The organism is Burkholderia sp. MSMB1072 (assembly GCF_001524725.1).
In the GTDB taxonomy this organism is placed as follows: Bacteria; Pseudomonadota; Gammaproteobacteria; order Burkholderiales; family Burkholderiaceae; genus Burkholderia.
Genome location: NZ_LOYC01000030.1, coordinates 600,555 through 614,262 on the forward strand (window position 1 = coordinate 600,555; position 13,708 = coordinate 614,262).

At 69.5% G+C, this 13,708-nt stretch carries 14 protein-coding genes; 3 read left to right on the forward strand and 11 right to left on the reverse strand.

What is annotated here, in order from left to right; all coding sequences use genetic code 11:
* Positions 1-42 precede the first annotated feature (42 nt).
* The 3 genes from thiL to WS89_RS16055 are packed head-to-tail and all read left to right on the forward strand — an operon-like array spanning position 43 to position 2,117.
* Positions 43-1,041, forward strand: a complete 999-nt coding sequence (gene thiL / locus WS89_RS16045) for a thiamine-phosphate kinase (protein WP_059500955.1) — start codon at positions 43-45, stop codon at positions 1,039-1,041.
* Positions 1,031-1,576 carry a phosphatidylglycerophosphatase A family protein gene (locus WS89_RS16050; protein WP_059791881.1) on the forward strand — a complete coding sequence of 182 codons (546 nt, stop codon included), beginning with the start codon at positions 1,031-1,033 and terminating at the stop codon, positions 1,574-1,576. The genes thiL and WS89_RS16050 overlap by 11 nt, the downstream gene beginning before the upstream one ends.
* Positions 1,577-1,616: 40 nt before the next feature.
* Complete coding sequence (locus WS89_RS16055) at positions 1,617-2,117, forward strand: CinA family protein (RefSeq protein WP_027783514.1); 501 nt, start codon at positions 1,617-1,619, stop codon at positions 2,115-2,117.
* Positions 2,118-2,147: 30 nt separating this feature from the next.
* Here WS89_RS16055 and WS89_RS16060 read toward each other — a convergent pair whose 3' ends face one another.
* The 11 genes from WS89_RS16060 to WS89_RS16110 form a co-directional block, all read right to left on the reverse strand.
* A complete protein-coding gene (locus WS89_RS16060) occupies positions 2,148-3,206 on the reverse strand; it encodes a hypothetical protein (protein ID WP_059791883.1) in 1,059 nt (352 codons plus the stop codon).
* 264 nt (positions 3,207-3,470) lie between these two features.
* Positions 3,471-4,313, reverse strand: a complete 843-nt coding sequence (pyrF, locus tag WS89_RS16065; RefSeq protein ID WP_059500952.1) for an orotidine-5'-phosphate decarboxylase — start codon at positions 4,311-4,313, stop codon at positions 3,471-3,473.
* Between the two features lie 39 nt (positions 4,314-4,352).
* On the reverse strand, positions 4,353-5,414 hold the full coding sequence (locus WS89_RS16070; RefSeq protein ID WP_059791885.1) for an aldose 1-epimerase: 1,062 nt from the start codon (positions 5,412-5,414) through the stop codon (positions 4,353-4,355).
* Positions 5,415-5,463: 49 nt separating this feature from the next.
* Positions 5,464-6,270 (reverse strand): SDR family NAD(P)-dependent oxidoreductase, encoded by an 807-nt coding sequence (locus WS89_RS16075; RefSeq protein WP_059791887.1) that lies wholly within the window; start codon positions 6,268-6,270, stop codon positions 5,464-5,466.
* A gap of 28 nt (positions 6,271-6,298) precedes the next feature.
* Positions 6,299-7,315: an L-arabinose ABC transporter permease AraH gene (araH, locus tag WS89_RS16080; RefSeq protein ID WP_059500949.1), complete on the reverse strand. Its 1,017-nt coding sequence runs from the start codon at positions 7,313-7,315 to the stop codon at positions 6,299-6,301.
* A gap of 69 nt (positions 7,316-7,384) precedes the next feature.
* On the reverse strand, positions 7,385-8,896 hold the full coding sequence (araG, locus tag WS89_RS16085) for an L-arabinose ABC transporter ATP-binding protein AraG (RefSeq protein ID WP_059791889.1): 1,512 nt from the start codon (positions 8,894-8,896) through the stop codon (positions 7,385-7,387).
* Between the two features lie 67 nt (positions 8,897-8,963).
* Positions 8,964-9,959 (reverse strand): arabinose ABC transporter substrate-binding protein, encoded by a 996-nt coding sequence (locus WS89_RS16090; RefSeq protein ID WP_059500947.1) that lies wholly within the window; start codon positions 9,957-9,959, stop codon positions 8,964-8,966.
* A gap of 102 nt (positions 9,960-10,061) precedes the next feature.
* Positions 10,062-10,841, reverse strand: coding sequence for an SDR family oxidoreductase (locus tag WS89_RS16095; RefSeq protein ID WP_059791982.1), 780 nt, complete (start codon positions 10,839-10,841; stop codon positions 10,062-10,064).
* Positions 10,841-11,518, reverse strand: coding sequence for a 2-dehydro-3-deoxy-6-phosphogalactonate aldolase (locus WS89_RS16100; protein ID WP_059500946.1), 678 nt, complete (start codon positions 11,516-11,518; stop codon positions 10,841-10,843). The genes WS89_RS16095 and WS89_RS16100 overlap by 1 nt, the downstream gene beginning before the upstream one ends.
* Before the next feature lie 29 nt (positions 11,519-11,547).
* The gene (locus WS89_RS16105; RefSeq protein WP_059500945.1) at positions 11,548-12,573 is read right to left on the reverse strand and encodes a 2-dehydro-3-deoxygalactonokinase; all 1,026 of its coding nucleotides are present in this window, start codon (positions 12,571-12,573) and stop codon (positions 11,548-11,550) included.
* Positions 12,570-13,469, reverse strand: coding sequence for an IclR family transcriptional regulator (locus WS89_RS16110; protein ID WP_034206368.1), 900 nt, complete (start codon positions 13,467-13,469; stop codon positions 12,570-12,572). Before WS89_RS16110 ends, WS89_RS16105 begins: the two co-directional genes overlap by 4 nt.
* Between the last annotated feature and the right edge of the window lie 239 nt (positions 13,470-13,708).

The following is a 13,708-nucleotide window of genomic DNA, read 5'->3' on the forward strand; positions in this document are numbered from 1 at the left end:
CTCGTACAATGCCGTTCCTTCAACCGTTTCGGACCGCCCGCCGTGCCAGCCGCCCTCTCCGAGTTTTCGCTGATCGAACGCTTCTTCACGCGCCGCGCCGCGCAGGGCGCCCGCGCGTCGACGCTCGGCATCGGCGACGATTGCGCACTGATTGCGCCCCGATCCGGGAAATTGCTGGCCATTTCGACGGACATGCTGGTGGAAGGCCGCCACTTCTTCCCCGATGTCGCGCCCGACGCGCTCGGCCACAAGACGCTCGCGGTCAACCTGTCGGACCTCGCGGCGATGGGCGCCGAGCCGCGCGCATTCACGCTCGCGTGCGCGCTGCCGCGGGCCGACGCGGCGTGGCTCGAGGCGTTCAGCGACGGCCTCTTCGCGCTGGCCGAGCGATACGGCTGCGAGCTGATCGGCGGCGACACGACGAGCGGGCCGCTGAACCTGTGCGTGACCGTGTTCGGCGAAGTCGCGCCCGACGCGGCGCTGCGGCGCGATGCCGCGCGCGACGGCGACGACGTGTGGGTGTCCGGCACGCTGGGCGATGCGCGCGCGGGCCTCGGCGTCGCCCGCGGCGAATGGGCGGCCGGCGCGGATGAAGCCGCCGCGTTCCGGCGCGCGCTCGAGCGGCCCGAACCGCGCGTCGCACTCGGCCTGGCGCTCGCGGGCGTCGCGCACGCGGCGCTCGACCTGTCGGATGGCCTCGCCGGCGATCTCCAGCACATCCTGACGCGCTCGAACGTGCGCGCCGAGATCGACGCCGACGCGGTGCCGCGCTCGGCCGCGCTCGCGACGCTGCCGGCCGACGTGCAGCGCCGCTGCACGCTGGCCGGCGGCGACGACTACGAACTGTGCTTCACGGCGCCGGTCGCGGCCCGCGCGGCGGTCGCGGCGGCGGGCGCCACGGCCGGCGTGCCGGTCACGCGAATCGGTACAATACGCGCGTTGTCCGCGCCGTCGGCGCAACCCGCCATCGCGTGGCGCGACGCGGCCGGCGCGCCCCTCGCTCTCACGTTGCACGGCTTCGACCACTTCCATGCAGACTGATCCGACGCCCACGCACGCCGCGGCCGAGCCCGGCGCCGCGCAGCCCGCGCCGACACGCGTGACGGCCCGCTTCATGCTGTCGCACCCGGCGCATCTCGTGTCGCTCGGCTTCGGCAGCGGGCTCGCGCCGATCATGCCCGGCACGTTCGGCTCGCTGTTCGGCTGGCTCACGTTCGTCGTGCTCAACCGCTACCTGACGGTGCCCGAATGGTGGGCGCTGATCGCCGTCGGCTTCGTGGCGGGCACGTGGGTCACCGGTTTCACCGCGAAGAAGGCCGGGATGGCCGACCCGGGCGCCGTCGTCTGGGACGAGATCGTCGCGATCTGGCTCGTGATGCTGTTCGTCACGCCCGCGACCTTCGTCGGCCAGCTGTGGGCGTTCGTCGCGTTCCGCTTCTTCGACATGCTCAAGCCGCCGCCGATCCACTACTTCGAGCGCCGCCTGAAAGGCGGGCTCGGCATCATGGTCGACGACCTGGTAGCCGCGTTCATGACGCTGCTCGTGATCGCCCTGTGGCGCTCCGTCGCCGGCTGACCGATTTTCCGACCGCTTCCCCGACTGTTTCCCGACGCGTATGCCAACCGATTCCGTCGTTCACCAGCTTGCGATCCGCGCTGGCAACAAGCTGCGTGACGAGCACCTCACGCTCGCCACCGCCGAATCCTGCACCGGCGGCATGATCGCCGCGGCGATCACCGACATCTCCGGCAGCAGCCAGTGGTTCGAGCGCGGCTTCGTCACGTACTCGAACCAGGCCAAGATCGAGATGATCGGCGTGCCGGCCGACCTGATCGACAAGCACGGCGCCGTCAGCGAGCCCGTCGCGCGCGCGATGGCCGAAGGCGCGCTGCGCAACAGCCGCGCGCAGGTCGCGCTGTCCGTTACCGGCATCGCGGGCCCGGCCGGCGGCAGCGAGAAGAAGCCGGTCGGCACCGTATCGTTCGGCTGGAGCAACCGGCTGCATACCGACGTCGAGACGCTCGTGTTCAAGGGCGACCGCGAACAGATCCGCACGCAGGCGGCCGCGCATGCGCTGCGCGGGTTGCTGAAGCTGCTCGACGAGCGCGAGCGCTGACCGGGCGGGGTGTGCCGCCCCGCCGCGCGCTTATTGAATCGCGTCGGGCTTCACGACGATCCAGTTCTTGTCCGCCGTCACCGGCAAGCCGAGCGACTTCTGCTTCGCGGCCGATTCGTCCGACCACGCGCGGATCTGCGCCATCTGCTTGTCCTTCTTGTCGACCCACACACGCACGCCGCCGCGCGCGACGTCGGTCGCGTTCAGCAGCATGTAGCCGTCGGACGTCGGCGTGTCGCCCGCGACGAGCACCGGCTTCTTCCACTGGTCGATCCAGCCGACGATCGAACCGAGCTTGCCTTCGTACCACGTCATCGGGTTCATCAGGAACGGCGTGATCACGAGGTGGCGGTTCGCGGCCTCGTCGTACTTGCCGGCCTTGATCTGCAGCCGCGACGTCGTCAGCGTACCGGTCGCCGGGTCGCGCAGCAGCGTCGTCACGCCGATCACGTTCTGCGGCTTCACGTTGTAGCCGTACTTCGGATCGGACAGCACGAGCCGCGCGAGCTCCTCGTGCGCGGCCGTCATCACGTAGACGTCGATGCCGTTCTCGCGCAGCGCGTTGTACAGCTCCTGCATCCCGCGGAAGAAGCGCGGCGGGTTCACCGTGCCGTCGACGATCTTGTCGCCGTGCCAGTAGCGGATCGGAATCGGCTTGCCGTCGGCGAGCATCGCGTCGACGTGGCGCTTCAGGTCGGCGAGCGACTGCCCGGCGAACGCCTGCGCGATCCATGGATAGCAGACCAGATCGTCGATCTCGCACAGCCGGTAGTAGTAGCTCGTCAGCGATTCCTTGTAGTCGGCGGCATCCTTGAACGGGATCAGCTTCAGTGACGGGTCGAGCGAATCGCGCGTGAGCACGCCGCGGTTCTCGAGATACGGCAGCAGCGCTTCCTCGAGGTCGTAGCGGTAGGTCGTGTTGTCGGCGTCGAACACCGCGTAGTCGCCGCGGTTCGCGTGCGCGGCGATCATCGCGTTCAGCGCCTTCGCGCTGTCGGCCGGCCAGTACGACAGATCCGCCGCATGGGCGAACGTCATGCACAGCGACGCGGCGAACGCGCTCAGAAGACGGCGGGACAGCTTGGGCATGGCGTCGCTCCTTTTCTTGACATTTTCGTGACGGATCGATGACAAGAGGCAGCATCGCGCGAATAAATTAGCGACATGCGGTGCGGAAGCGACGGGAAGTTGTCGGCGTGCGCCAGGGACGATCGGGGAACGCGGAGGGGAACGGGAGGATGCAGCGCGGCCCGCGGGCGCGGGGCGGACACCAACCGCCCAGCGGGCGGCCGGGCGGTGTGGTGCGATACGGTACAGCGATACGGTGCGGCGATACGGTGTCGCGCGATTCGATCAGCGATGCGCGTTGATCGCGTCGCGCGTCTTCTGCGCGGCGAGCGCCGCGGCTTCGACGAAATCCTCGCCCTTGCTCGCATACAGGATCGCGCGCGACGAGTTGATCATCATCCCGGTGCCGTCGGCCGTGCGCCCCGCGTTGACGGTCGCCTGCACGTCGCCGCCCTGCGCGCCGATGCCGGGAATCAGCAGCGGCATGTCGCCGACGATCCCGCGCACGATCTCGATTTCGTTCGGGAACGTCGCGCCGACCACGAGGCCGAGCTGGCCGCTCTTCGCATTCCACTTGTTCGCCGCAAGGTCGGCGACGACCTGGTACAGCGGCCGGCCCGGATGGCCGGCGCCGTTCGTGTCGAGGAACTGCAGATCCGAGCCGCCCGGGTTCGACGTGCGGCACAGCACGATCACGCCCTTGCCTTCGTGCTCGAAGTACGGCTCGACCGAGTCGTAGCCCATGTACGGGTTCACCGTGACGGCGTCCGCGCGATAGCGCTCGAACGCTTCGCGCGCGTACTGCTCGGCGGTGCTGCCGATGTCGCCGCGCTTCGCGTCGAGGATCACGGGCAGGCCCGGATGCTGGAGATGGATGTGCGCGATCAGGCGCTCGAGCTGGTCTTCCGCGCGGTGCGCGGCGAAGTATGCGATCTGCGGCTTGAACGCGCTCGCGTACTGCGCGGTCGCGTCGACGATCTGCCGGCAGAACTCGAAGATCGCGTCGGGCTGGCCGTCGAACTGCACGGGAAAGCGCGACGGCTCGGGATCGAGGCCGACGCACAGCAGCGAATTCGTGCGCTGCCACGCGGCGCGCAGCGATTCGATGAAAGTAAGCGGGGAAGACATGGCGGGTACTCGCGTCAAACCGTTGGTAGACCGCGTATTTTACCCGCGTCGCGGGCGGGCCTCGCGTGCCGCGGCGCTGCCGCGCGCATCGGCGCGCTCGACGGTGAACGCGAAGCGCCGCGTGAGCCGCTCGCCGGGCGCGAGCAGCGTCATCCCGTGCGCGGCCGCGCCGCCCGGCAGGTTCACCGCATTGATCGGATGATCGACCGGCTCGAAGCAGAAGAAATCCTCGCCCGGCGGCGTATAGAGCACGTACGCGTCGGCGTCGGCCGAGACGGTCAGCGACAGCCGGCGGCGCGGCCAGCTCACCGTCGCGTGGCCGCCCCAGCCGGTGAACGCGTGATTGACGAGCGTGGCCGGCAGCGGATACGCGACGCCGAACTGCCAGGCCGGCGGCACGCTGACGTGCCGCACCGGCAGGAAATCGGCGCCCGACAGCCACAGGCCGCCCGCCGCCGCGGCCAGCTCGGTCGCCGCATCGCGCACGAGGAACGGATGCACGCCGAGCCCGAACGGCAGCCGCGCGCGCCCCGCGTTCTCGATCGTCAGCGCGATCGACAGCGTCGCGTCGTCGAGCTCGAACGACTGGATCGCGCGGAACGCATACGGCGCGCCGGCGGCACGGTCGAGCGACAGTTGCAACGACGTGTCGGTCGCATCGTCCACCTGCCACGGCGCGAGCCAGCCATCGCCGTGGATCGGCAGCGGCTCGTCGCGGCGGTTGCGCGGCACCGCGACCTTGCGCCCGTCGCATTCGAAGCGCCCGTCGCCGATCCGGTTCGAGTACGGCAGCAGCGGATAGCACGCGAGCTCGTTCGGGTCCGTCGCCGTCTCCGGGTGCTCGCAACGGCGGAACACCGGCATCAGCATGCCGTTGTCGCCGCGCCAGTCGAAGCGCGCGATGCCGCCGCCGAGGTGCGGCAGCACGTCGAGCCGCAGCGACGCGTTCGACAGCGTGACGGCCGCCGCATGCGCGGCGCCGACGCCCTGCGCGAACGCGGCCGTCTGCGGGCCGGGGCTGACCGGCTGGGCGGCGGCGGCCAGGCGCGCGCGGCGCGACTGGCTGGTGGACGACGATGCGCGCGAGGACGTGGCGGTCATGGTGAGCTCCTTTCCTTCGTCGAAGAAACGATGCAGGTCGTGCGAACGATCAGGCCCAGCCGCCGTCGACGATCACGTCCTGCGCGGTGATCATCCGGCTGTCGTCGGCCGCGAGAAACAGCGCCATCCGTGCAAGATCGGCCGGCAGCAGCTCGGCATCGATGCACTGGCCGGCCTTGATCGCCGCGCGGCCCGCGTCGTCGAGCCACAACCGGCGCTGCTTGTCGGTCAGCACCCAGCCGGGCACCAGCGAATTCACGCGGATGCCGAACGGGCCGAGCTCGCGCGCGAGGCCGCGCGTCAGGCCCTGCACGGCCGCCTTCGCCATCACGTAGACGGGATAGCCGCCGTTCTTCAGCATCCAGCTGATCGAGCCGAGATTGATGATCGCGCCGCCGCCCTGCCGCTTCATGTCGTCGATCACCGCCTGCGCGGCGAAGAACTGGTGACGCAGGTTCACCGCGATGCCCGCGTCGAACGACGCGGGCGTCACGTCGCCGATCGCATGGCGCGTGTCGTTCGCCGCGTTGTTCACGAGCACGGCGATCGCGCCGATGCGCGCGCGGATCGCGTCGATCGCCCGGCGCAGCGCGTCGATGTCGGTCAGGTCGCACGACAGGAACAGCGGCGCATGTCGCGCATGCGCGAGGCGCTCGGCGAGCGCGGCGCCGGCCGCCGCGTCGAGATCGACGAATGCGACGCGCGCGCCCTGTTCGGCGAAGTGCTCGACGAACGACGCGCCGATGCCGGTCGCACCGCCCGTGATCAGCACGGTGCGATTCTCGAGGCTCGGGTAGCGCGCGAAGCGCGTGTCGCTCGCGGCGTGCGGATCGGGCGCGGAAGTGTCGATGGTCATGCGGATCGTCTCCGTGGGAACAGGTCGGTCAGTCGCGTACGCCGCGGTTCTTGAGCTGGTCGAGCAGCACGGCCGCGAGCAGGATCGCGCCGCGCACGAGGTACTGGTAGAACGCGTCGATGTTCAGCAGGTTCATCACGTTCTCGACGGTGCCCATGATCAGCACGCCGATCACGACGCCCGAGATCGTCGCGCGGCCGCCCATCAGCGACACGCCGCCGAGCACGCACGCCGAGATCACGTTCAGCTCGAAGCCCTGCGCGGCGTTCGGCTGGCCCGACGTGATGCGCGACGCGAGAATTACGCCCGCGAGCGCCGTCACCGCGCCCTGGATCAGGAAGATGTACACGCGCGTGCGTTCGACGTTGATCCCCGCGAGCCGCGACGCTTCCGGATTGCCGCCGATCGCGAGCGTGTTGCGGCCGTAGACGGTCTGGTTCAGCAGCACGCCGAACCCGATGAAGCACAGCAGCGTGACCCAGATCGGCAGCGACACGCCGAACATCGACAGCCCGCCGAGCGCGATGAAGGTGTCCGACGACACGCCGACCGCCTGCCCCTTCGACACGATGAAGCCGAGCCCGCGCACGATCTCCATCGTCGCGAGCGTCGTGATCAGCGCGTTGATGCGCAGGTACGCGATCACCGCGCCGTTCACGAAGCCGATCGCGGCGCCGGCCGCGACCGCCGCGACGATCGCGACGAATGTGTTGTCGGTCGCGTTCAGCACCATCGCGCACAGCACGCCGGAGAATGCGACGGTCGAGCCGATCGACAGGTCGAAGTCGCGCGACGCGAGACAGAACATCATCGTGCACGCGACCATGCCGATCTGCGAGATCGACAGCGCGAGGCCGAGCATGTTGTCGATCGAGAAGAAGTGATCGACGGTCAGCGACATCGTGATGAACATCACCGCGAAGATCGCGATCAGGCTGTATTCGGTCAGATGCTGCCACCACTTCTGGCGGTCGCTCTGCTGCGGCACCAGCGCGTCGGCCGACGGCTTCGCGGCGGCGCTGGCAAGATTTTCGTTGACTTGCATGGTGTATCTCCTGCTCCTGCATCGCGCGGCCCACGCCGCGCGTGTTCGATTCGAATGTCGTATGTCGCGTCAGGCCGCCTCGACCGCACTCGTCTGCGGCAGCGCGAGGTTCAGCACCGCGTGCTCGTTCGCCTGCGCGCGCGGCAGTTCGCCGGCGATCCGGCCTTCGCGCATCACGACGACGCGGTCGGACACGCCGAGCACTTCCGGCAGTTCCGACGACACCATCACGATCGCGCAGCCACGCTCCGCGAGCCGGTAGATCACGTCGTAGATCTCGTGCTTCGCGCCGACGTCGATCCCGCGCGTCGGCTCGTCGAGGATCACGACCTTCAGGTCGGGCTCCGCGAGCCAGCGCGACAGGATCGCCTTCTGCTGGTTGCCGCCCGACAGGAAGCGGATCTTCTGGCGCCGGTTCGGCGTCTTGATCTTCAGCCGCTGGATGAAGCGGTCGGCCGTTTCGCTTTCGGTCTTGCCGTTGATGAAGAGCCCCGCGCGCAGCGAATGGCGGCGGCAGCTGATGTTGATGTTCTCGGCGACCGACGCGATCGCGATGATCCCTTCTTCCTTGCGGTCCTCGGGGCACAGCACGATGCCGTGCCGAATCGCGTCGCCGGTGCGTTTCACGTCGATGCGCGCGCCGTCGAGCGTCAGCACGCCCGCGCGCCGGCGGTCCGCGCCGTACACGAGCCGCATCAGCTCGCTGCGACCCGCGCCGACGAGCCCGAAGAAACCGACGATCTCGCCCGCGCGCACCGAGAAGCTCGCGGGTTCGCGCAATGCCGGGCCGTCGACGCCTTCGGCGGAAAACCGCACGTCGCCGAGCGCGCGCGGCGCGTAATGGTAGATGTCCGAAATCTCGCGCCCGACCATCTCGGCAACCAGCCGCTCGCGCGGCACGTCGGCCAGCGATTCGTGCGACGCGATCTTGCGCCCGTCGCGAAAGATCGTGCACGCATCGCACAGCCGGTAGATCTCGTCCATCCGGTGCGAGATGTAGATCAGCGCGCGGCCTTGCGCACGCAGATCGTCGACCAGCTTGAACAGCACTTCGGTCTCGCGATGCGACAGCGAGCTCGTCGGTTCGTCGAGCGCGATCACGCGCGCGTTGCGCATCAGCGCCTTGCAGATCTCGACCATCTGCCGCTGCGCGATCGACAGCCGCCCGAGCCGCGCGTCCGGATCGAGATCGACGCCCATCTCGGCGAGCCGCTCGCGCACGTAACGCTTTGCCTCGCGCTTCCTCACCCAGCCGAACGCGTTCGGCAGGCGGCCGAGCAACAGGTTTTCCGCGACCGTCAGGTCGGGCACGTACTGCAATTCCTGGTGAATCACCGCGATGCCGGCCGCGATCGACGCGGCCGCACTCGCGAACTGCACGGGCTGGCCGTCGACCAGCACGCTGCCCGCATCGGGCTGGTATTCGCCGCCGAGAATCTTCAACAGCGTCGACTTGCCCGCGCCGTTCTCGCCCATCAGGCCATGCACCTCGCCCGCATGCACGTCGAACGAAATGCCGTCGAGTGCGCGCACGCCGGGAAATACCTTGCCGATATTGTCAAAACGCAGTGCCGCTGACACGTCGTCTCCCCACTTCCAGATCGATCGACCGCCGGCCGCCGCGTCGCCGCGGCAGCCGGCGGGCCGCTTACTTCGACGCGAGCCCCATCTCCTCGCGCACCTTCGCCACGTTCTCGCGCGTCGCGAGCATGCCCGTCGTCAGCGTCAGCGGCGGCGGCGCCTTGCCCTGCGTGATCCACGCGTACATCAGGTCCGAGGTTTCCTCGCCGTGGCGCTTCGGGCTGATGATCACGGTGCCGTAGAAGCCCGTCGGCTGCGGCTTCTTGAACTCGTTCAACGCCGAATCGGAACCGCCGATGCCGATGCCGATCATGTTGTCGGCCTTGAAGCCGCGCCCTTCGGCCGCGCGCACCGCGCCGAGCACGGCCTCGTCGTTCAGGCCGTACGCGACCCAGTGCTTGAACTGCGGATTCTTCGTGAGCGCGATGTTCGCCGCGTTGAACGCGTTTTCGGTGTCGGTCTTCGCCTGCGGCGCCGCGATCACGTTCGCCTTCGGGAAGCCGGCGGCGACCAGCGCGTCGGTCGCGCCGCTCGTGCGATCGTGCGCGGTCGGCAACTGCTCGTAGGTGATGTCGATCGCGCCGACGTCCTTCATGTCCCAGCCGCGCTTCTTGATCTCGGCCGCGATGCCGTCGCCGACCTGCTTGCCGATGTTGTACGCGGAGATCCCCATGTGCGGCACCGCCTCGATCGGCTTGCCCGCGCCGTCGACGAGGCGGTCGTCGACCGTCATCATCTTCAGGTTGTGCGACTTCGCCTTCGCGACGATGCCCGGCCCGAGCTTCACGTCGGGCGTGCAGATGATGAAGCCCTGCGCCTTCTGCGCGGACAGGTTGTCGATCGCGCTCATCACCTTCTCGCCGGACGGCGCGCCGATCTTCACGAGCGTGAAGCCCTTCTGCTTCGCGGCGATCTCGGCGAATTTCCATTCGTCCTGGAACCACGGCTCTTCAGGCTGCTTCACCAGGAAGCCGATCTTGACCGGGTCGGCCGCATGCGCGACCGGGCTACCCATCACCACCGCGGCCGCAGCGGCCAGCGTTACGAACGTTCTGCGTTTCATCTCCAGTGTCTCCTTGTTTTCATCGAACAGGATGCAGCCGCTTGTTGGTTTCGACGCAGCATGCGCGCGGCCGTCGCACGTGCGGTCTTTCGAATCGTTGCGTCAGTCGTGATACAGCGCCGCGCGCCCGCCATCGACGGTGATGCACGCGGCATTGATGAACGGCGCCTCGTCGGACGCCAGGAACACGGCCGTCATCGCGACCTCCTCCGGGCGGCCGATCCGCTTCATCGGCTGCAGCGCGAGCGTCTCGGCGCGCGCGGCGGCCGGATCGGGCTGCGCGTCCCACCAGTCGCGCGTCAGCTGCGTCTCGATGTAGCCCGGCGCGATCGCGTTCACGCGCACGTTGCGCGCCGCGTATTCGATGCCGAGCGCCCGCGTGAGCCCCAGCACGCCGTGCTTCGCGACCGGGTACGGAAAGCAGCCCGGGATGATCCTGAATGCATGCGTCGACGCGATGTTCACGATGCTGCCGCGCCCGCGCTCGACCATGCCCTCCAGCGCCGCGCGGCAGCCATGCCACACGCCGTCGAGATCGACCGCGAAGCAGCGCCGCCAGTCGTCGTCGGTCATCGTCAGCGGATCGGCGAACACGTTGATGCCCGCGTTGTTCACGAGCACGTCGAGCGGGCCGAACGCCGCTTCGGTCTGCGCGAGCGCGTCGCGCACCGCCTGCTGCCGCGCGACGTCCGCCTGCAGCGGCAGCACGCGCGCGCCGTCGCATTCGTGTGCAATCGCGGCGGCCGTGTGCTGCGCCTGCGGGAAGTCGAGATCGACGAGCGCGACGGCCGCGCCTTCGCGCACGAACGCGCGCGCGATCGCGGCGCCGATGCCGCGGCCCGCGCCCGTCACCATCGCGACCTTGCCCGCGAGGCGGCCCATCATGCGGCTCCGCCGCGTGCGACGCGCAAGCCGGCCTGGAACGCACGCGCATTCGCCGCGGTCGTGTCGGCCGACTGGCCGGGGCGATACAGCGCCGAACCGAGCCCGAAGCCGTTCGCGCCGGCGTCGAGGAACGGCCGCATGTTGTCCGGCGCGATCCCGCCGACCGGAATCAGCGGCACCGCGCGGTCGATCACCGCGCGCCACGCCTTCACGACCGTCACGCCGAGTTGCTCGGCCGGGAACATCTTCAGCACGTCGGCGCCGTTCGTCAGCGCCGCGAACGCTTCGGTCGGCGTCGCGACGCCCGGCGCGCTCGCCAGCCCGCGCTCGCGTGCGCGGCGGATCACGGCTGCGTCGCTGTGCGGCATCACGATCAGCGCGCCGCCCGCGTCCTGCACGCGGTCGACGTACTCGGCGCGCAGCACGGTGCCCGCACCGACGATCGCGTCGTCCGGCAACGCGCGCCGCAGCGCCGCGATGCTGTCGAACGGGTCCGGCGAGTTGAGCGGCACCTCGACGATCCGGAAGCCGGCGTCGTACAGCGCGCGGCCGTGATCGGCCGCTTCGGCGGGCGTGATGCCGCGCATGATCGCGATCAGCGGACACGCGTCGAACGCGCGCATCAATGCGGCGTGGGGCGTGTACGGCGCGGGCAATGTCAGGTCGGACGGCATCGAGGATTCCTCTGCAAGCGGTTCAGTGTTCAGTGGTCGGCGCAGACGGGTTTGCCGTCCGCGCGCACGAGCCCGGCGCGCGACGCGATCCGCCACAGGCCGAGCTCGGTCGCATGCGCGGCGACACGCGCATGCGCATGGCCGAATACCTGGAGCGCATCGACGTAGCGCGAGCACAAGCCGTCGTCGCCGATCAGCAGCAGCGGCTGGTTCGCGAGCGCGATGCCGCGCTCCGCGAGCATTGCATCGAGCGCATTCAGCTCGTGGCCGATCAGCAAGCCGGACAGGTAGTCGCCCTGCGCATCGGGCGCGAGCCGGTCGGTCAGCCCCAGCGTGCGCGTGCTGAAAATCGTCGCGAGCAGCCCCGTGTGTTGCGCGCCGCGTGCGACCGATACGCCGCGCACGAACGCGTCGCGGTCGGGCGATGCGCCCGTTCGCATCGTGCGGCCGAGGATCGTGTGATCGCGCAGCACCGCGAACAGCTCGCCGGTCATGAAGGTCTGGAAGCGCTCGATCAGCCCGTCCTTCACCCACGCCCATTTCGCATGCGTGCCCGGCAAGCCGATCAGGACCCCTGAACGATCGGCGCCAAGCGTCGGGTCGCTCGCGAGCGCGCCGACGATCTGCGTTTCTTCGCCGCGCATCACGTCGGGCAATTCGCCCGTCGCGATCACGCCCGGCACGATCGAGACCGTCGCGCCGCGCGCCGTCGTCACCGTGATGAGGCCCGCGACGAGCGCGTCGGCGCCGGCCGGCACCGCGACGTACGGCGCCTCGCGCCAGCCCTGCGCGCTGCCGACCATGCCGGCGGCGAGCACCGGCAGGCCGGGCGCACGGTCGAGCCAGTCGCCGCACGCTTCCTCGAACACCGCGTCGAACGCACGCGCGCCGCCGCCCGGCACGTGCATCACGCCGGCCGCCCGGCTGCGCGTGTCGATCGGCACGCCGTGCGCGTCGAACAGATACGCGCGCAGCGACGTGGTGCCCCAGTCGAGCGCGATCAGCGACGGGGAGGCGGAGCTGGCATCCGGAACGGGCCGGGTCGAAGTCGTCATCGTTTGATCCTGCGGGTACCCTGCGGCGGGCTCCAGCCCAGCTCCGCGGAAATGGCTCGCGCTTCGCGCTGCACGAGCGGAATCAGTTCGTCCATGCGGTCGTGCGGCATGTACGGAATCGTGCTCGCGACCGACACGGCCGCGACGATCGCGCCCGACGCATCGCGGATCGGCGCGGCCACGCAGCGGATCGACGCCTCGTTTTCCTCGAGATCGAACGTATAGCCGCCGGCCGCGTAATGGGCCATGCGCTGCAGGAACGCGCTCGTCTCGGGCCGGTTGTCGGGCTTGAAGTTGACGCCGGCCAGCGCGCGCCGCGCGGCTTCGAACAGCGAGCGCCACAGGTCCGGATCGAGGTCGAGCATCATCGCCTTGCCGATGCCGGTCGACGCGAGCGGCATCCGGTGGCCGACACGCGAGCGCATCTCGAGGCCGCGCGTGCCGGGAATCTTGTCGATGTACAACACGTCGTCGCCGTCGCGCACGCCGAGGTGAATCGTGTCGAGCGTCGCTTCCGCGAGCGCTTCCAGATGCGGACGCGCCACCGCGGTGAGCGGCATCTGCTCGAGCGCGATCGTGCCCAGCTCGATCAGCTTCGGGCCGAGCAGGTAGCCGCCCTGCACCTGGCGCAGATAGCGCGCCTGCACGAGGCTGCTGACGAGCCGGTGCGTCGTGCTGCGCGTCGTGCCGAGCGCGGCGCCGATCGCGCGCATGTCGCGCGCGCCGTTGGCGATCGCCTCGAGGATCGCGAGGCCGCGCAGCAGCGTCTGCGTGCCGGCCTGCTGCGCGGCGAGGTCGAGCGGCGTGCTGGTCGCGCCGATGCTGTCGGTCAGCGACGCATTGACCGGCATCGCGCGCCGGGCGTCGAGGGCAAGGGAATCTGGCATCTTGGTCATGGGGCGGGGCTTCTTCAACGGAATCGGTGAAGCCGCACGCGCGGCGCCGGAACTGCGTCCGGTGCTGCGGCGTGGCGGCGGTCGATGCACCGAGTAAAGCGCCCGGCGAACTTCATGGAAGGTGTCTCCGTGTGCGACGGGCGCCGCGCGATGCGTGGGTCCGAAGCTGTCGATGTGCTTCGGATTGTAGGAGCGCACGCACTCGTCTCCAATATTTGAATGCGTTGTCCAGATAATGA